This is a genomic window from Granulicella sp. S156, assembly GCF_009766105.1.
GTDB lineage: Bacteria > Acidobacteriota > Terriglobia > Terriglobales > Acidobacteriaceae > Granulicella.
The window spans coordinates 57,081-75,931 of the sequence record NZ_LMUH01000004.1; the positions used below are offsets into that span (position 1 = coordinate 57,081).

An 18,851-nucleotide genomic window follows, 5' to 3' on the forward strand; every position below is an offset into this window, starting at 1 on the left:
CAAAATTGTGCATGACAACAAATGTCAAAAACCGGCATTGCTGTCCTGATCCTTGAGGGACGTTTAGGGATTAACCACCAGCGTTGTGAATATTGGAATTGTGTCGTTGCTCTCACAAGTAGGCGAACCCTCAACGTTAGGGGACGTAAAGCTCGCACTTATATAGTAGGTGCCAGCCGCCGGCGGAGTCCACGTAGTCTCAGACCCCGAACCAATGTACGAGGCACCTACATTGGGGTTAGGACTGCTTGATGAAAAATAAGTAATTTCGGGATAACCGTTTTGCGGGTTGCAATTCGCGGTGAGTGTGACCGATTGCCCGAGTGTTATTGGGCTTGAATTGACCGAAACTCCAAGATAGAGAGTTTGGGCATTTCCTGACATCGTCAGGAAAAGGCACAACGCAGCCAGAAGACATGTGAGGGTAGAGATTTTTCTAGAGATGAGGCGCATGTCGTTGAACTCCTCTTTCTAGTTACTCTGTTACGTGGAAGCAAAGCGCATTGCGAACTTCTAAAAGAGTGCAATGTGCCCCAGGAAGCTGTCGGATATAGGGCCAGATGATGGCCCTATATCTGACAGAGTTCCTGGTACCGTGACGCTAGAAGACGTACTTCGCTGAGAGTTGCAGGAACCGAGAGTCTGGCGTGTTCTGTTGGAAGAACTTCGGTCCGGTAATTTGGCCACCGCTCGAACTGTTGCTATTGTTGGATGGGTTGCCAAGCGTTGGGTGGTTCAAGACGTTGAAGGCGTCTACGCGGAACGAAAGATACTGCTTACGGAATGTAGCGAAGTCCTTGAAGAGCGACATATTGACTCCGTAGTAGCCAGGACCATAGACAGTGTTCTGTAGGCCACCTAGCAACGCGAGCGCTGCCGACTCACCGGTAACGGGTGAATAGAATTGATATCCACCCGTGCCGACCGGTGTACCGACTGGCGCGATCGAATTGCCCGGAAGCGGATTGGCGAAGGCGCAAGGGTTGTACCAATTCGTCTTCGTCTTGGTCTTGGTTGCGCAGGTCACTCCAGGATTGTTTACGAGATCCGGAGTTCCTCCAGGAGTATAAGGATTACGGATCTTTACAGCTCTCGCACCACCAGCTCCTGATGCCGTAGTGATGTCGGGAGAGACCGAGAACGGCGTGCCGGTCTGGGCGGCGAAGGTAAGGCTAGAAGACCAGCCACCGATGATTTCATCTTCCCAGCGCGATTGATTCAGAAACGCTCTGCCTTTTCCGAAAGGCAACTGATAGTTGCCGTTCACCGTCAAGCGATGCCTGACGTCGTACGTGGAGTTGGTCCACTCCTGGCTATAAGGGATCAACGCCAAGTCGCGGTCTCCGACGGAGCTTTCGAGACCGCCGGGATCGCTGTCGTTGGTGAGGCTGTGCGCCCAGGTATAGGTTGCGAGGAAGCTCAGACCGTGAGATGCGCGCTTCTCCAACTTCGCCTGCAATGAGTTGTAGGAGCTGTCGCCGCCGTAGTGGATGATATCCACTCCACCAAAATCGGGAAACGGTTGATACTGCTGCGTGCTGGTACCTGGCGCATAGAGGCCCTGCGTCATATTGGGACTGAGCTGAATCGGAAGGTGGCGCGATCCGTTGCCGACGTAACTCAGCGTTGCAGCCATATTGTTAGTAATGGCCCGCTCCACGGACAGGTTGTAGCTTACGGTGTACGGCGTCTTAACGTTGGGGTCGATGCCGTTGACGCTTGGGTCCTGCACAAAGTTCAGCAGACTGTTGCCAGTCTTGGATACCAATCCTGTCTCCAGCGTGATGCCTTCCGTAGCGAGCGAGGGGCAGTTGCCAATCACGCAGTTCGGGGCAGGAATATTCGCCGAGTTGTCCCAGGGGAAGTTGGATCCAAGATTGGTGTTTCCCTCGCTCTGGAGGCCACCATAAAAGAGGCCGAAGCCGCCGCGAACCACGACCTTTGGCAACGGCTGGTAAGAGAAGCCGATACGCGGAGCGAAGTTGAGGTTTTGTCCGGTCGCCAGACGCTCATTGTCGTTGTACTGGAGAGCGATGTTGTCTTTGGCCAACGTAGCCAGAAAAGGCGCGCCAAGTACCTGGTTCCGCGAACGGCTGGGAAGCTCATAGACGGCTGTTCCTGTGGAGATGCCGAGATTGCCGTAATCGATGAAGTTTGCCTGGTTTCCGCTCCTCTCCTTGTAGGGCTCATAGTGGTCGTATCTCAGGCCAAGATTGAGGGTGAAGTTATGGGCGATCTTCCAGTCATCCTGGAAAAAGGCAGCGTCATACCACTGCGAATCATCGAACGGCGGGGAGGTAGCGATGCCTGCAGTGTTCATCTGATTCGCCAGATAGTCCGCTACACCCCAGCCGGTATATTGATTCCCGGGTATTCCTGTGTAGACGTTGTTCCAGAAGTATTGCCCAAGCGGGTTCGGCGCATACCGGTCGAAGACGCGAAGGGCCTGGAAGGAAACGCCAGCCTTCAACGAATGATTGCCGACAGACTTATTGACATTATCGAGTATCTGGTAGACGTTTTGGGCCTCGTCCTGTGTGCCTACTGAGCCCCACGGATTGATTTCATTGGGGACACCTCTGGGCACACCACCCAAGCCAGGTCCAGGAAAAGGAACGCCCCCCAGACCGAGCGATGCGGCGATCGTGCTGCTGTTCGCGTTGGGCTGGAAGTACTGGGAGTGAATCCAGTTATAGCCGAAGCGGAACTCGTTGGTGAGGGTTGGCGCGAAGGCGTGGGTCTCACTCAGCATGAAGTTCTCGGACAGATTCGTGTCGGTCTGGCCGCCAAAGCCGCCGCCATCGAGAATGGGGCCGAGCGGAAGCCCATTCCCTTTGATCTCGTGCGCATAGCTATAGCGCGCGTATACCTGGTCCTTCTGACTTACGTTCCAATCCAGCCTCTGGTCCCACTGGATCGTATTGTCTGTGTTAACCAAATTCTCGTTGTTGTTGTTGAACGTCTGTCCCGGAAGGCCATAGTTTGGCAGCGGATACATATTGAGAATGTTCTGTGCAACGGAGTCGACCTGTGCGGGGCACAGAACATTGTTCACTCCATTGCAGGACAACTTCTGGGTACCGCCCGAGGTCGGTTCATAGAGTTGTATGGGCTCGTTTTGCTGGGTGTAGGTGCTGCTTTGTAACAGCTCGGTGAAGTTTCCCTGGCGCATCAACGCCGTCGGAACGGTCATGATATTCACATTCGCGTACGATATGCGATTGGCCTCAATGTCTCCGAAGTAAAAGAAGTGGTTCTTCCAGATTGGAAAGCCGAGAGTGGCCCCGAACTGATTCTCGTGGTATGGCCCTTTAGTGGTCGCGTTCCAGGGCGTCGAGTCCAGGCTGGTGTTGCGGACATACTCCCACACGTCGCCATGGATCTGATTGGTGCCGGATTTGATGCTGGCGCTCATGACCGCGCCGGCCGAGTGGCCGAACTCAGAGCTGAAGTTGCTGGTCTGCAGGTTGAACTCAGCCAGCGCATCGGGCGGCGGACGCATCACGAAGCTGGAACCATTGAGGAAGTCGATGAGGTTGGTGTTGTTGTCGACGCCGTCCAGAAGAAAGTCGTTCTGTTCGGCGCTCTGGCCGTTGGCCACAAAATCACCGGTACCGCTGCCACGCGTGTTGCCAAACGGGGGAGCAACACCAGCCGTCAGTTGCGCGATATAAACCCAGTTACGTCCGTTGAGTGGTGTGTTGTTGATCGTCTCGGAGCTGATGACCTGCCCTACCGAGCTGGTCTGAGTTTCAAGCAGGGGCGCTTCCGTGGAGACCGTCACCTGCTCCGTCACAGCGCCGGGCTTCAGGGCAAACGTAATGTTCAGACGCTGCTGGATGTCCAGGTGCAGATTCTCACGCACCGTGGTCTGGAAGCTAGGCGCAGTCGCGGTCAGCTTGTAGTTACCGATCTTCACGGGTGAGAACACAAAAGCACCATCGCTATTGGCCGTGCGTTCCAGCGAAAAGGCAGTGTCCGTGGCGGTGAGGGTGACCTTGGCTCCGGGGATTACAGCACCCTGGTCGTCCTGGACGACGCCAGTGATGGCACCCTGGTCAGTCTGTGCCCATGCCGAAGGCACAGTAAAGGCGAGCAGGCAAATAACTATCAGTGCGCTGCAGAGGAGGAGAATTCTACTTTTATCGACGAAATTTCTAAACATACATTTGGCCTTCCTTTTGACTCGATGCCGTATAACCGGAATCTTCGTTGCTGTTCAAATACGACGTATACGTTCGTTTGCCCGGAGAGGCAGGGTTATTGAATAGATCAGTTCTTCTTTTAGAAATAAAAGTCTCCTGAGAGCTGTACTGTCCTGCCTCCGAAGTTCAGACCTGTAATTTGGCCAAAGGTGCTGCTACCGGGGTAATTATTGGGCTCACCATAGCCTGGAACATTGAACACATTGAACACATCGCCTCGGACCTTGAAGCCCATCCCACGGTAAAGATCAAATCTTTTGAAGAGGGAGAGGTCCGTTTTGTTGAAGCCGGGGCTGTATACCAGAGATCGTCCCGGCGTTCCATAGGCAGCTCTTGCGCCATTGTCCGAAATGCTCACTTGGCCAGCTGTTACGGGTTTGCCCGGATCTATAGCAACAGGGGGATTAATAAAGGCGCATGGATTGAACCAGCTCTGCAGGGTTTTTGTTTTCGTTGCGCATGGCAACCCAAATCCAAGCACCGGATCAGAGACACCTCCTGGCTTGAAGGGATCAGCGATCCTAACGGCATTTGCTCGCCCCACACCACCCGTTGAGTTGTTGCTGGACTGAATGCTGAACGGGTTACCAGATTGCGCAGAGAAGGCTATGTTTGCAGACCATCCACCTACAAGAGTGTTGGCAACACCCTTATGGTTCATCCACTGCTTACCGTAGCCAAACGGGAGCTCATAGCCTCCTGTCAAGGTAGCCCGATGGCGCACATCCTGATACGAGCTGCCATAGTCATAGCTAAGCCCAAGCTGGCGTGCATTGCGGTAATCAATGCTATTGGATGCGTCACTCAGTGGCTGACGAGAATCATCGAGTGAATGAGCGAGCGTATACGATGCGGCGAACTGGAGCCCCTTAGAGAACCTACGTTCCAGCTTTGTCTGCAGCGAGTTGTAGTTCGCATCAGAGCCATAGACGATGTAACTGCCGTAATTCAGGTCAGGATAAGGGCGCGCGGCCTGGGAGTTATCACCGGGCCCCACTGGTAGTGGCTGATTGTTGGGATCAACTGGCGTCTGTAAATGATGTGTGACCGAACCGACATAGCCAACAGTAGCCGTCAGGTTGGAACTGAAGGAGCGCTGTACCGTCACATTGTACTGCTGAGAATACGGTGTTTTCACATCGTCGGAGCCGTTCAAGTTTGGTGAAGCTGCATCCTGGATAATGCCCGTGGCCAAAACCTGAGACCATCCTGTTTCAAGCGTCTGTCCGTTTGTGGGGCAGGTTCCATAGACACAACCTGCGCTATTGAAATTACTGTTGAACGCAAAGGGAGGATTTACGCCAAGATTCAGAGAATAACCAATACCTTCCAGAGCGCCGTAAAAGATGCCGTAGGCTCCTCGAATAACCGTTTTATCGTTGACGGAGTATGCAAATCCGATGCGAGGCGCAAAGTTCTTATAGTCGGGCTTCACCAGATAATCGTTATCCGTGTATTGCACGACCACGCCATCTTTCGCAAAGTTTGCAAGCAGGTTGGCGGGCAAAGGATTATTGCGAGTGCTGCTTGGCAACAGATATGTACCACCGGTGATGTTTTCCGCCGGGTTATAGTTCAGCACCGGGACATTCGGGCGGAAGTTCCCCATCTGATCGTTGCGTTCCCGCGCCGGCGTGGTGTACTCATAACGCAGACCAGCGTTTACGGTAAGCCGCGAGGTGGCTTTCCAGTCGTCCTGGAAGTAGCCCGCACGCACCCAATAGATGTTATTGGTCGTGGTGATATTTGAAAGTGCGGAGCTACTCATCTCATTCAGCAGCATGTCGGCGGCACCGTAGCCGGTTGTTCCCTGGTTATTGGGATCCTGGGTAAACTTTCCACTAAAACTTATCTGCCCGATCCCGTCATTGGGCTGAAGAGTAGCGACGCGAAGGCTTTGGATGTTTACCCCAAAGTGCAGAGAATGATTGCGGACGATGCGAGTGACATTATCGTTAATCTGCCAGACATTCTGATGCTCATTGGACGGCTCGTATCCTGATGCGCCGAAATTGCTAATGCCATTGTTGTTGTTCACATTGAAGGCAGGTATACCGCCGAGATTGGGTCCTGTGAGCAGTCCACCAAGGCCGAAGGATTCCGCAATCCCGGTTTGGTTATAGCCAGCCTGATAAAAAGCAGAGTGGTTCCAGTTATAGCCATACCGCAGTTCGTTGATAAACTTCTCGCTAAATTCATGCGTTTCGCTGAAAGCGAAGCTGCGGCTTTGGTTGATGACCGTTGAACCGCCAAAACCGGTCCCGTCCAAAACGCCAAACGGCGCAGGCGAAAACTTAGGCTGATTTTCAAAGCTGTATCGAGCGAATGCCTGATCGTGACTGGAGATATTCCAGTCTGTTCTTACGTCAAACTGATTCGTGTTTACAGCCTCGTGCCCGTTGAAAATGAAGTTGTTATAGGTTTGACCGGGGATCCCGAAGTTAGGCTCAGGAAACGCCGCAAGCAGCTTTTGGGCAACTGCATCTATTTGTGTCGGGCAGATGACATTTAGCTGCCCATTGCACGAAAGGTAATTGCTGGCGCCATTTGTCCCTGGTGCTGGACCGCCTGCGTTATACAGCTGCCTGTTGTTACCATTCGTGAGCGACGATTGCAGTAATTCACTAAAGTTTCCCTGACGCATCAGGTCCGTCGGTACAGTGTATTCGCCAGAGGAGCTTGTAGTAACTTCTCGCAGACCCTGATAATCACCAAAGAAGAAGAGCTTGTTCTTCCAGATGGGGCCGCCGATTGTAGCGCCAAACTGGTTATACCGCAGCTCCGGAGATACGCGGCTGAAATAGTTATTTCCGGTGATTGTGTTTAGCGCATCGTTCTGGAAGTACTCCCACGCGCTCCCATGGAACGAGTTTGTTCCTGATTTGATGCTGGCATTGATGACTGCTCCAGCAGAGTGCCCCAGCTCAGCGCTGTAGTCACTCGTCTGTATCTTGAACTCCTGAAGAGCGTCGGGTGGAGGGTTGACGATGAAACTTGCTCCATTGAGGAAGTCCGTCAGATTCGAGTTATTATCCACGCCATCAAGGATGAAGTTATTCTGTTCGGTGCGTTGGCCATTCGCCGAGAAATCTCCACTTGCTGCATTTCGCGCGCCCTGTTGCCCTTGATTGACACCAGCCGTCAGTTGCGCCAAAAAGACATAGTTGCGACCCGCCAGAGGTGTGTTGGTGATCGTCTGTGAGTCAAAAACGTGCCCGGAAGATCCATCTTCCGTTTGCATAAGAGCGATACTCAAGCCGGAAACATCCACCGTCTGTGTCGCGGCTCCAACTCGCAGTGTCACGTTCATCCCGAGACGCTGGCTCACTTGCAGTTCAAAATCAGTAATCGTCGTTGTTTGAAACCCTGATGCGGATGCAGTGATCGTGTAATGACCGATCTTCAATGGGGAAAAAACATAGACTCCTCGCTGATCGGTTGTGGTCTTCAGCTCAAGCGCTGTACCAAGATCCTTTATCGTCATGCTGGCGTTTGGGATCGCGGCTCCCTGTTGATCGACTACGGTACCTGTAACGGATCCCTGATCGACCTGCGCTAAGGCAGAAGGCATGGGAAACGAGAGCAGGCAAACGGCTGACAATACGCAATACAGGAGGTGCTTCGTTCTTCTATCGACGAATTTTTTAAACATATGGCTGGCCTTCTTTTTGACTCAATGCCCTGCAGTCGAAATTTTCGCTACCGCTCCAAAGCGACGCACGTTTACGTTTAGGCCACCCTGCTCGCTGTGATGTATACGTATACATATGGGTGCGTCAGAATCTATATTGGAATGGATAGGGGGTTGTCAACTGCTTTTTTCATAGATGCGACAATTGCTTCACAGGTAACGTTATCCCGTGACGAAATTCATGATTGAGCCTTATGCTCAGGCTCATGTTTTAGCCCCCAACCCGGCCCTTGAATACAGGTACGACCTCGCCTTTGCGATCCTTTCATCCCAACTCGCTTGACCTTGCCATCATCGGGGTCTATTTTGCCGCGACCATCCTGGTCGGGTGGCTGTTTCGCCGAAAAGCTCATTCGACGTCCGACTTCATTCATGCGGCGCGCACCTTGCCCACCGCCGTGACGACGATCGCCTTCGTCGCAGCCAACTGCGGAGCGCTCGAGATCGTCGGAATCGTTTCGGCCAGCGCCAAATATGGGGCGAAGACCCTGCATTTTTATTGGATCGGCGCCATACCGGCGATGCTCTTCCTTTCGCTGTGCATGATGCCGATCTATATGCGGAGCCGCGCGCTGACCGTGCCTGAGTTTCTGAAGTTCCGCTTCAACGAGTCGACCCGCACCCTGAACATTGTGTGCAGCGGCATCATGATGGTTCTTGTTTCGGGAATCAGCCTGTATGCCCTGGCGCAGGTGCTGCGTACGTTTCTCGGATGGAGTTTCACTCAGACAACTTTGTCCGCGGCGGCCATCGTCTTCGTGTACGTCTCGCTCGGTGGCCTGACGGCCACGATGTACAACGAGGTAATTCAGTTTGCGCTGATCGTACTTGGCCTGCTGCCGCTCGTGTTTTTCATCCTGCATGATTTTCATGGCATGGCAGGGCTGGCGTCGCATCTAGACCCCGCTATGCGGCACACATGGGTGGGGCTGCCGTTGGTGAACCCGCACGCCTCTCCCATGGATGTTGCCGGTGTTTCGATGGGGCTGGGCTTTGTGCTGAGCTTCGGATACTGGTGCACAGATTTTGTACTGATCCAGCGGGCATTGGCTGCGCGTACTACAGCCGGAGTGCTCAATACTCCCCTGTTCGCAGCGTTTGTGAAGCTCCTGTTCCCTGCTCTGGTCGTGCTTCCCGGTCTTGCAGCGGCCGTCTTTTTCAGCGCTAAATCAGGATTCAGGTACGATCAAGCGCTGCCGGCACTGATGATGCGCTACTACGGACACGGGCTGCTGGGCTTTGGGATTACCGCAATTCTCGCGAGCCTGATGTCCGGACTAGCCGGTAACATCAATGCCCTTACGACCATCTGGACACACGATATCTATCGAGCGTCCCTGGCACCGGACAAGAGCGAGCGCCACTACGTTCTTATCGGAAGATTTTCTACGCTGATTGCCATTCTGCTGAGCATCGCAACGGCCTACTTGGCGTTGTCTTTCAGCAACATCATGGACTATCTCCAGTTGCTGTTTTCTTTGTTCAATGCGCCGGTCCTGGCAACTTTCCTGCTGGGTATGTTCACGATGTGGGCTACTCCCAAGGCCGGCTTCTGGGGGCTGCTGTTGGGGACGCTATCGTCGATCGCGCATAACCTGGCCTATCGCATGCACTGGATTCACTACGGAAGCGACATGAGCGCTAATTTCTATGGCGCCATTCTTGCGTTTACCAGTTGCTTAGCCATCACGGCGCTGTTGAGTTTCTTTACCGCCGCAAAATCGCGGGACGAGCTTGCCGACCTTACCTGTTGGACGGCAACCCATCAAGGTATTCGCATTCCCAGGACGGCACTATCGCTTGCATTCATAGCCATCGTGCTCTGTATCTCTTTGAGTGTTCTTTTTCGGTAGGACAGCATGTGTGTTTTTAGTATGTCGCAGCAAGTACTAATTTCTGAGGCCAGTTTGGAAATGGAGCAAAAATGATGCGTAGAGTAGATAGCACCATAAAGAAATACTTGAATAGCCTCTTGTCTCTCCACAAGAGACGTGCCGGGAAGTTGCGTATTCCGCACTCGGTGTTATTAGCGATGACGATTTTCATCGCTCCCCAATTGATCCGGGCTCAGACAGAGAACGCGTCCATTCGTTTTGACAAACAGACGCAGGTCTTCCGCATCGATGCTGCCGACGTCTCTTATGTGTTCGGGATCAATGAGAAGAAAGCGATTCAAACCCTCTATTGGGGGAAGCGGCTGAATGCGGCGGACACCTTCGCTGCACCTGTCTACGAGCCCGGCGTCGCGGCCTTCGATGCTTCGAACAACACTACGCGGCAGGAGTTTGTCGCCTGGGGGGCGGGGCTCTACGTAGAACCGGATTTGAAGATCACCTTTCCCGATGGAAACCGCGATCTGGTGCTGCAGTATGTCTCGCACACCATCGCCGGCAACCATCTGACAGTGAGGCTTAAGGATATCTCGCGTGAGGTTTACGTTGAGTTGCAGTATGAGATGGATCCGGCCACGGGAGTTTTGCGGCGATCGGCAGAGGTGCAGAATAAGACCTCGTCGCCGCTGACGATCGAGCAGGTATCCTCCGGCACATGGACACTGCCCCGTGCTCAGGACTATCGCCTGCGCTACCTGACCGGGCGATGGGCTGGAGAATGGAACCTTCGCGAGCAGCTCATCCAACCGGGGAAGACCATTCTGGAGAGCCGGCGCGGATCCACTGGGGCACAGAACAATCCATGGTTCGCCATCGACCGCAATGGATCCAACGATCAAGACAGTGGCGATGTATGGTTCGGCGGACTTGGCTGGAGCGGCTCCTGGAAGATAAGCATCGAACAAGACCAGGTGCAGCAGGTACGCGTTACGGGTGGCCCTAACAGCTTTGACTTCGACTACCGTCTGGCTCCGGGCGAGAGCTTGCAGACACCCTATTTCTACGCGGGCTACACGCATGATGGCATTGGCAGCGCTTCGCGCCTGCTGCATCGGTTTGAGCTCGGCAGCGTGTTGCCGGGCGCTCCTCATCCCAAGCTGCGGCCTGTACTTTATAACTCCTGGGAAGCCACAGGCTTCAATGTGAATGAGGCTGCGCAGGAGGCCCTCGCAGAAAAAGCCGCCAGCATTGGAGTGGAGCGGTTTGTCGTAGATGATGGCTGGTTCGGGAAACGAGCAGACGATCATGCGGGCTTGGGCGACTGGTATGTGAACCCGGTGAAGTTTCCCAATGGCTTGAAGCCGCTGATCGACAAAGTTCATTCGCTGAACATGGACTTCGGCCTGTGGGTCGAACCCGAGATGGTGAATCCCGACTCAGACCTTTATCGCAAGCATCCTGACTGGGTGCTAAACTTTACGGGAAGGCCACGCACAGAGGGTCGGAATCAGTTGGTATTGAATCTCGCCAGGCCAGACGTGCGTGAGTATGTCTTTAACTTTCTAGACAAGCTACTGAATGAAAATGACATCGCATTTCTCAAGTGGGATTACAACCGGAATTGGTCAGAGCCGGGTTGGCCTGCGGTGGCTCCGGAAGATGAGAAGAAGGTCTACATCACCTATGAGCAGAATCTCTATTCTATTTTGGAGCAGTTGCGCAAAAAGCACCCTGCTGTCGAGATAGAAAGCTGCTCCGGTGGAGGCAGCCGAGTGGATCTTGGGATCATGCACTACACCGATGAGGTGTGGCCCTCCGATAACACCGATGCCTTCGATCGTCTGAAGATACAGGACGGCTTTACCTACGCTTACACTCCCGCTGTGATGATGGCCTGGGTGACCGACTCACCTAGCCAGCTCAATCATCGGACGCTCTCGCTCGACTATCGCTTTCTTTCTTCCATGCAGGGATCGCTGGGTATTGGAGCCAATCTCAATGACTGGAAGCCTGAAGATTTTGCGACTGCGAAAAAGATGGTGGCGCAGTACAAGCAGATTCGCGAGATCGTGCAACGCGGTTCTCTGTATCGTCTGATCTCCCCACAGAATGGGAGCGAACACTCGGTTACAGAGAGCGTTTCAGCGGACCAGAATGCCGCTGTAACCTTTGCGTTTCTGCATTCAAGCGGAATGCTCTACCCTTTTCCGCGAATCTATCTTCGCGGTTTGAAGCCTGACTCCATGTATCGGATTGAAGCGCTGGATGGGAAGTTGGCCTCCGATACACCTGCGGTTGCCAGCGGCGCCTTCTGGATGCAGAACGGTGTCGATGTCAATCTTCAGGGTGACTTTCAGGCTGCTGCGTTTTCATTGAAGGTGGTTGCCAACTAGGCAACACTAGCTCATTCAACTAAAACGTCCGCGGCATCAGGCGATGCCGCGGACGTTTTAGAGTTACCTTGTGGATGTAGTGGCTGTGGCGTTGCCGACAACAGCGCCGTGGTTGGATGAAAATACCAAGCTGCTAGCGAAGAGTGCGCTTGTGGTGCATCTCGAGAAATCTACGGGGACATCGATAGATTTATGAGCGCCTGGAGCGATGTCTCCCACCGGGATGGGGAAAAGCGCCAGTACCTTCGGATGGCAAGTACCGCTTCCACTGTCTTGTGTCAGCGAGAAGAGGTTCACCTCCGCGTTTCTAGCTTGGTTCGTGCCTGTGTTGGTAAGAGAGAGCTGCCAGAGACGAAGCGCAGGGATGCCTAGCTTCGCGGTGATAGCTCCGGTGATATTCGCCACTGCTACCGTTGGGGAGATGGCGATACGATCGAGATCCGGAGAGTACCCCGTCGGGTTACCGAACTGGATCGTATTGACACCGGCGTTCAAGGTAACCGGAATGACCGTGCTGCTGGGCAGGCTGAAACTGCTTCCGTTAAGGTCGAGTTCCGTGCCGGCACCGCCGTTAACACTGACGAAGTAGGAACGAGGGCCGCTGGTGAGGTAGTCGACCTCCATCTGGTAGGTTCCAGCCACCGGGACCGTCACATTCGTGAAGGTTACAGTGGTTCCGGCACCACCGATATTTCCAGCTTTAGAAGCGCCGGAACAGGTTGAACAGTAGGTGACGCTGGCACTGCCGGCGAGGGTAGCAAGCTCGGCCTCATATCCGGTCCAGTCCGGCGCAATAGCATTTCCATTGCCGCTGATCACGATACGGTCCATATCAGGCGGATAGCTGGTGGGATTTCCGAATTGAACGCTGTTGATTCCTGCGTTCAATTGGACAGGGACAGTGGTGCTGGCAGGAATAAAGAAGCTTCCACCACTGACGTTTAGAGTTTGAGGAAGGCCGCCATTGACCCAGTACGTAAGAGCTCTTGCGCCGACCGTCATGGAGTCGATCTCCATCTGGTAGGTGCCAGCCTGCGCGACACTGATGTTGTTGATGGTCAGCGTATTGTTGGCGCCGACTCCCAGATTGCCGACCTTCAAGCCGCCGGAGCAATTGGGACAAGAGGCCACAGAAGCCGAGCCGCTCAACACACCTGCCTCTGCCTCGTAGACCTGCGAGGGCGGAGGTGTCGCACGACCGATTCCCGTTACCTTGAGCAGACGAACACCGTGTCCCAAAACAGCCGCACTGAAGCCGCCACTCGCCGGGCCCAGGTCGGCTTGGGACCATAGGTCACGAACGTCGGTGGCAGTCGTGAAGCCCAAGGTGCTCCAGGGGATCGTCATCGAGGTTGGGAAGTCATTCAGATTGAAGAGGGCGACGTAGTAACTGCCATTGCCGAGGTTCGACACCCAGATAGGATTGAAGCCACCCGCAACCTCCTTCGCTGGATACCCTGACTGGTCGACTGCAATCACTTCGTCGTTGCTTAGAAGCTGTACTCCAGTGCTGTCCAGAACGGTAAGATCTCCGCCTAAAAACATGGGAGCGTTGCCCATGGCCCAGAGCGTAATCGCGGACTGCTGCTCTGTGGAGTTCAAGCCATCGGTACTGGTATTCGCGACGTCGAGGGAGTCGAGATCGTTCCAGCCAACCGTGGCGCCGGAAGCATTCTCCCAACCTACAAGGTCATAGAAGCGCTGCGACACCATGTTCCAGTTCGTAATGGTAGAGCAGTTCCCTTCGCATTCGACGTCGCCTTCGATGCGGCGAGCGTTCGCATAGGTCTGCCATGTGCTCAGGTAGTCCTGATCGAGCGCCCAGGAGATGGTGAACCATATGGGATGGCTGTTCTGCTTAATCGCCGTTGCCCATGCTGCTACGTCGTCACGATTGTCAATGGAGGTGTTATCGCTGTAGGAGCCCGGTGTCACCGCGTCGAGCTTGATGAAGTCGATACCCCAGGAGGCAAACAGGTTCACGATAGAGGTGACGTACTCCTGTGCACCGGGTTTGGTGAAATCGATCTTGTAGTGATACGGAGAGGTGCCTGAACCACCAAAGGCGTTGCCTGCGGTGTAGGGCACCGTAAGAATGTCCTGGATGTGATACGTCGTGCCCAGGATGGGATAGTTAGCCGCTACTGCGGGCTCCTCGACACCAGGAATCCAGTAGATACCGGCCTTTTGGCCATTTGCATGGATGTGCGCTACCAGAGCCGTGATGTCTGGAAAGTTCGGAGCGCTGGGAATGGGCCGGCCGTTGGCATCGAAGGTCGACATCCATCCTGAGTCCATATTGATGTAGTTATAGCCGTGAGCTTGCAGCCCGGATGCGAGCAAGGCGTCCGACTGCGCTGTAATGTTTGCCTGTGTAAGAAAACCGCTGGTGATGGTCTGCTGACTATAGCTGCTCCACCCCATATAAGGTTTTTCCGCGACGCCGGCTGACTGCGCGCGTGCAGACACGGCGGAGGTAAAAAGTGAAGCGATAACGAGAGCGACTGCATAAAAAGTACAACGACGGCTTTGGTTGGTTATACGGGGCGTGGTCTGCCATTCGAGGCTGACCGGGGGATGAGCGTGGGGCAATATCAGAGTCACTGTATTTCCTCTCTTTGCTATTCGAATCAGCTAACGAGAGCCGATTGAATTTCGATATCTGGACGCAGGGCCGCGGACCTGCGATGAGGTCACGATGGCGAAGCGGCACAGCAGTCTTTATGCGGTCAGGCCATGTGCTCCAACACCTGCCGCATGGTGATGGCGCCTGTGTATGTTTTGCCCTTAGACAACGCGGGAGCGATAGCGCAGGCGAGATTGTGGTCCTCAAACCAGACGAGAAAACGTGAGTCGTCCGCGCCCGGCAGACGAGATTGGTTGATCCACGTGTAGTACGCGCCCATATCGGCATCGATCAGAGAGCCTTCAGCGTCCTGCGGCTGCTGAAGAGGATCGCGGGCGAGCAACTGCTCCATTGGTGCGTTGCCTTGACGCGTGGAGAAACGTGCGAAGAGTGTAAGCGGCTGGGCGCGATGCAGACACTCGCGAGCAGCCCATTGAACAAAGGTCGTGCTAAATATCTGACATCCGGCGCCTTGCGTAATCAGATTGACTTCGAAGTGGCGCAAAGGCGCATCGGCCGCGGTTCCCTTGAGCGTCAGGTCCTCTGGACTCAGCCCTACGATGTAGGAGCCGACAGCTTCCACTCCTACGGAGCCGTTAGCTCCGTGGCTGGTGAACTCTTTCAGCAGGGCAAACTCCCGCTTTGCGGCAGGCACAAGCCTGGCGTAGGACATGGTTGTCAGCCGCGGATCTTCAGCCGCTACGGAGTATGGTTCGCCGCCATCGATATACCAATGTCCGTATTCGAGTGGATGTTGCTGGGCACGCGATGTGACCGCAGCTGAGAGTGTTTCGAGTGCGCCGCTGGGATCAAGTTTCGTAAAAAGCATGCCGTGCGGCATGAGATGGCGGAAGAGAGAGTATTGAGTTTGCTGGCTACCTCTACCTATAACAACGATCGTCCATCTTGGAGTAACAGGTTGCGACTGGGGCAGAGCCTTCTCCAGGTACTGCTGATACGCCTGCGCGACGCTGTGGTAGTTGTCGCTGAGGTGCTGCTCCCAAAGATAAGCCGTCAGCTTCTCACTAAACGGCTGCGGATGATTGACCCAATCGAACTTCGATAACTCACTCGTAAGTGGAATCGCCGCGAAGGGCGACATCAAAGAGTCAAAGGAAGCGGCGTCCAGTTGATTCAACAGATTCAGCTGACGCACCAGCTGCTCGCGCTCTGCCGGGAAGCTCCAGTCGTACTGGATCACCTGCCGCAGCAAAGCGGCCAGCAAAATCAGCGGCATGCGCTTGAGGGCGTTCAGGTGCTCTATGGCTAACGCACGGGCCTGGGGAGGATATGCCGCGAAGCTCTCAGCTTGTAGATTCCCTGGCGTCATCCGAGCACCTCGGCAATGGGCTTCCCCTTGGCCGAAGGGGTTGCGAAGTTCATCATGGCGCCCAACGTCGGCACGAGGTCCAGTGAATCGAGGGGTCGGTCTACCGTAAGGTTCTGGCGAATGTGCGGCCCTAACGCCATCATCCAGGTAGTCCGCGAAAGTGGATCGCCTGTCCGGTGATGCTGAAAGCCATTGCCCGATGCACTGAAATCCGAGTCTCGGCCAAAGTCCGGGAGGATCAGCATGGTTGTGCGGCCCTTGTACTCCGGATCGGTCTCGATCATCTGCCAGATGTCCGCACAGAGACGGTCGGTTCTCCGGATGCCCTCGAGATACAGCGAATAAGCCCCGGTATGGGCGACATCCATGTCATGCAGCGTGATCCAGAGCAGGCTGGGCGCAAACTGTTTCATCAACTGGCGCATCACGTAGACGGAGAGCTCATCGGCACTGGAGAGCGTCTGCGCATGATGGGCGAAGTCGTCGACAGAGAGATGCAGCATCTCGGTGAGCTTCGCGGTTCCCAACTCGTTTTGCACCGCAGGAGGCGTAAACAAAAGGTCTTCGTAGTTGTCCTGCAGCAAAAATTCCATGGCGGCCGAGGCCGTGGAAGTCTTATTCAACGCCGATGCCAGCAGGTGTTTCGGAAGAATCACCTGCGCGCCCATGCCAGGCACAATGAGAGATCCATCGCTTTGCCCGATACGGTTGAAGCCGTTGCTGGGCGCGATCACCCAGGCATCGTTTGCTGGACGGTTCAGGCCTTTGCGAAAGTATTCGAAGACGGTGGGATTCTTCGGAGCGACATCCGCAAAGTTGTCGAACCGCTCGTAGACTCCAGTCGCCAGGCTCGCAGTAGCTACGTAATGACCAAGGATTCCGCGATTCACCACCTGAGTGAAGAACGTCGCCTGTGGAATCAACTCGTTCAAGAGGTGGGGAATATTTTCCTGCCCCTCAGGAGCAAAGGTCTCTTCATCGCGAGCTCCGCCGCCAAAGGTGACGACCACCGTCTTCTGCCCTTGCGGCATAGCCGCCGCATGCAGCGGGGAGAAACCAAGCAGCTGACTCGCAGCTCCAGTCATCGCAACAGACCGAAGAAAGTCGCGTCGAGTTACCGCCCTCTGCTGTGCGACCTGCCGCAAAAAATCCATTGCAATATACCTCACCTCGAGCGCGGTCGCGGCTCGTCTTGAGCACGGCCCATGTTGAGCTTCGACTAAACCCGTGCTCGTTTGAATCGATCCAGTTACGCCGATGACTAGCGGTACTATGTATACGTGTACATAAGGAAATTTGGCAAGTGCGAGACAAAATTATTGTCTGGCATCTAGTTAGTGCCTTCTGATAAATTTTGTTCCCATTGGACGATGTTCATGTAAACCTACACACTGGTTATCACCAAGGAGTTGAGCCACACGATGGACATGCGTGAGATTGCCAAACTGGCAGGAGTATCCAGTGCCACCGTATCCCGTGTCATCAACGGCTCGAACCTTGTACGGCCTGAGACAGTCGAACGCGTTCGCAAGGTCATTGACGAAGTAAAGTTCTTCCCCAATAACAGTGCGACTACCCTGAAATACGGTAGAAGTGGGACCTATGGCCTGATTATTCCGGACATTACCAATCCGTTCTTTCCAGAGTTCATTAAGAGCTTTGAAGGGATCGTCGTAGGCAATGATCAGGAGATGCTGATGGCCACGACCGACTTCCACTCCGGCCGCATGCAGCAGTCCATTCGACGCATGTTGATTCGCAAGGTGGACGGCGTAGCCTTACTGGCGTCGGAGATCGAGACGGAACCCTTTGAAGACCTTATCCATAACCGAGTTCCTCTCGTGACGATGGACCGCGGTCATATTGGAAATGGGTTGAGCGACGTCGCTATCAATAACAAAAGCGGCATGGATCAGGCACTGCAGCACTTGAAAGACCTGCGCCACAAAAAAATAGGCTACATCGGCGGCTTTGCGGGTCTCACGATCTCAGATCATCGTGTCGACGCCTTCATACGAGCACTGAAACGAGTAGACATTGTGCCGCGTCCGGAGTTCATCAAGGTCGGCAACTATCGCATCACCGGCGGCATGACGGCCATGACGGAGTTGCTTTCGATGGAAGATCGGCCGACTGCGGTGTTGGCGGCAAACGATCTAACCGCCATCGGAGGCATGCGTGCGGCGATGAAGATGGGGTTCACGATCCCAGACGATCTCTCGATCATCGGGTTCGACGATATCGACATGAGCGATATTGTTCACCCGCCCCTCACGACTCTGCGTTTGCCAAGATACGAGTTGGCGAAGGTCTTCTTCGATGCCCTCGAGCACCTCAAGAGTGGGCCTCATGTCCATGGAGAACAGTACAGCGTGAAGACAAGTCTGATCGTACGAGAGTCTACGGGACTTGCTCCGAAACAGCAGCGGAGTCTCTCCTCGAGACGCTGATGAGGCGATGGCGTGGGTTGAGGGTCTAGACATTTGAGCGCTCAAATGTGGGTATTGTTTTGGCACTCGGCTCAAATATCGTCATCACGACAGAAGACCCACGCTCCTCTTTCCAAACGAATCGAGGGTTGAAAGCCCGATATATCCCGCCAGTACAGACGAGATATATCGGGCTTTCAGCCCTTGATCTGTTGTTTATCCCCTTACCTGGGCTTGCGCCCCAGATTCTCTCTTGAGAAGCAAGTTTTTTGAGAGGAGAGAGAAGAGTTTCTAATCAGTGGGGGTGAGGTTAGGGAAGAGGAGAGCGCCATTGTAGGGAGTTTG

At 54.4% G+C, this 18,851-nt stretch carries 8 protein-coding genes; 3 read left to right on the forward strand and 5 right to left on the reverse strand.

Going from position 1 to position 18,851, the window contains the following annotated elements; translation table 11 throughout:
* Nucleotides 1–601 precede the first annotated feature (601 nt).
* Nucleotides 602–4,165 carry a TonB-dependent receptor gene (locus GSQ91_RS02250; protein WP_158819636.1) on the reverse strand — a complete coding sequence of 1,188 codons (3,564 nt, stop codon included), beginning with the start codon at nucleotides 4,163–4,165 and terminating at the stop codon, nucleotides 602–604.
* A 119-nt stretch (nucleotides 4,166–4,284) separates the two neighbouring features.
* The gene (locus tag GSQ91_RS02255) at nucleotides 4,285–7,776 is read right to left on the reverse strand and encodes a carboxypeptidase-like regulatory domain-containing protein (RefSeq protein WP_158819637.1); all 3,492 of its coding nucleotides are present in this window, start codon (nucleotides 7,774–7,776) and stop codon (nucleotides 4,285–4,287) included.
* Between the two features lie 374 nt (nucleotides 7,777–8,150).
* On the opposite strand from GSQ91_RS02255, the gene GSQ91_RS02260 reads away from it, so the two are divergent.
* On the forward strand, nucleotides 8,151–9,749 hold the full coding sequence (locus GSQ91_RS02260; RefSeq protein ID WP_158819638.1) for a sodium:solute symporter family protein: 1,599 nt from the start codon (nucleotides 8,151–8,153) through the stop codon (nucleotides 9,747–9,749).
* A 179-nt stretch (nucleotides 9,750–9,928) separates the two neighbouring features.
* Entirely contained in the window at nucleotides 9,929–12,121 is a 2,193-nt protein-coding gene (locus GSQ91_RS02265; RefSeq protein ID WP_254064327.1) for an alpha-galactosidase, read from the forward strand.
* Between the two features lie 63 nt (nucleotides 12,122–12,184).
* On the opposite strand, the gene GSQ91_RS02270 is transcribed toward GSQ91_RS02265, so the two are convergent.
* From GSQ91_RS02270 to GSQ91_RS02280, 3 genes are all read right to left on the reverse strand, one after another.
* Nucleotides 12,185–14,725: a CBM35 domain-containing protein gene (locus GSQ91_RS02270; RefSeq protein WP_158819639.1), complete on the reverse strand. Its 2,541-nt coding sequence runs from the start codon at nucleotides 14,723–14,725 to the stop codon at nucleotides 12,185–12,187.
* A gap of 125 nt (nucleotides 14,726–14,850) precedes the next feature.
* Entirely contained in the window at nucleotides 14,851–16,077 is a 1,227-nt protein-coding gene (locus tag GSQ91_RS02275; RefSeq protein WP_158819640.1) for a hypothetical protein, read from the reverse strand.
* Complete coding sequence (locus GSQ91_RS02280; protein WP_174240634.1) at nucleotides 16,074–17,231, reverse strand: hypothetical protein; 1,158 nt, start codon at nucleotides 17,229–17,231, stop codon at nucleotides 16,074–16,076. Before GSQ91_RS02280 ends, GSQ91_RS02275 begins: the two co-directional genes overlap by 4 nt.
* 267 nt (nucleotides 17,232–17,498) lie before the next feature.
* Here GSQ91_RS02280 and GSQ91_RS02285 point away from each other — a divergent pair, with 267 nt between their 5' ends.
* On the forward strand, nucleotides 17,499–18,527 hold the full coding sequence (locus GSQ91_RS02285; protein WP_158819641.1) for a LacI family DNA-binding transcriptional regulator: 1,029 nt from the start codon (nucleotides 17,499–17,501) through the stop codon (nucleotides 18,525–18,527).
* The last annotated feature ends 324 nt before the right edge of the window (nucleotides 18,528–18,851 follow it).

Excerpts from the sequence above, each read along its gene's own strand:
- GSQ91_RS02250 (WP_158819636.1), bottom strand. The coding sequence starts at position 4,165 with ATGTTTAGAAATTTCGTCGATAAAAGTAGAATTCTCCTCCTCTGCAGC.
- GSQ91_RS02255 (WP_158819637.1), bottom strand. The coding sequence starts at position 7,776 with ATGCCTTCTGCCTTAGCGCAGGTCGATCAGGGATCCGTTACAGGTACC.
- GSQ91_RS02265 (WP_254064327.1), top strand. The coding sequence starts at position 9,929 with ATGACGATTTTCATCGCTCCCCAATTGATCCGGGCTCAGACAGAGAAC.
- GSQ91_RS02275 (WP_158819640.1), bottom strand. The coding sequence starts at position 16,077 with ATGACGCCAGGGAATCTACAAGCTGAGAGCTTCGCGGCATATCCTCCC.
- GSQ91_RS02280 (WP_174240634.1), bottom strand. The coding sequence starts at position 17,231 with ATGGATTTTTTGCGGCAGGTCGCACAGCAGAGGGCGGTAACTCGACGC.
- GSQ91_RS02285 (WP_158819641.1), top strand. The coding sequence starts at position 17,499 with ATGGACATGCGTGAGATTGCCAAACTGGCAGGAGTATCCAGTGCCACC.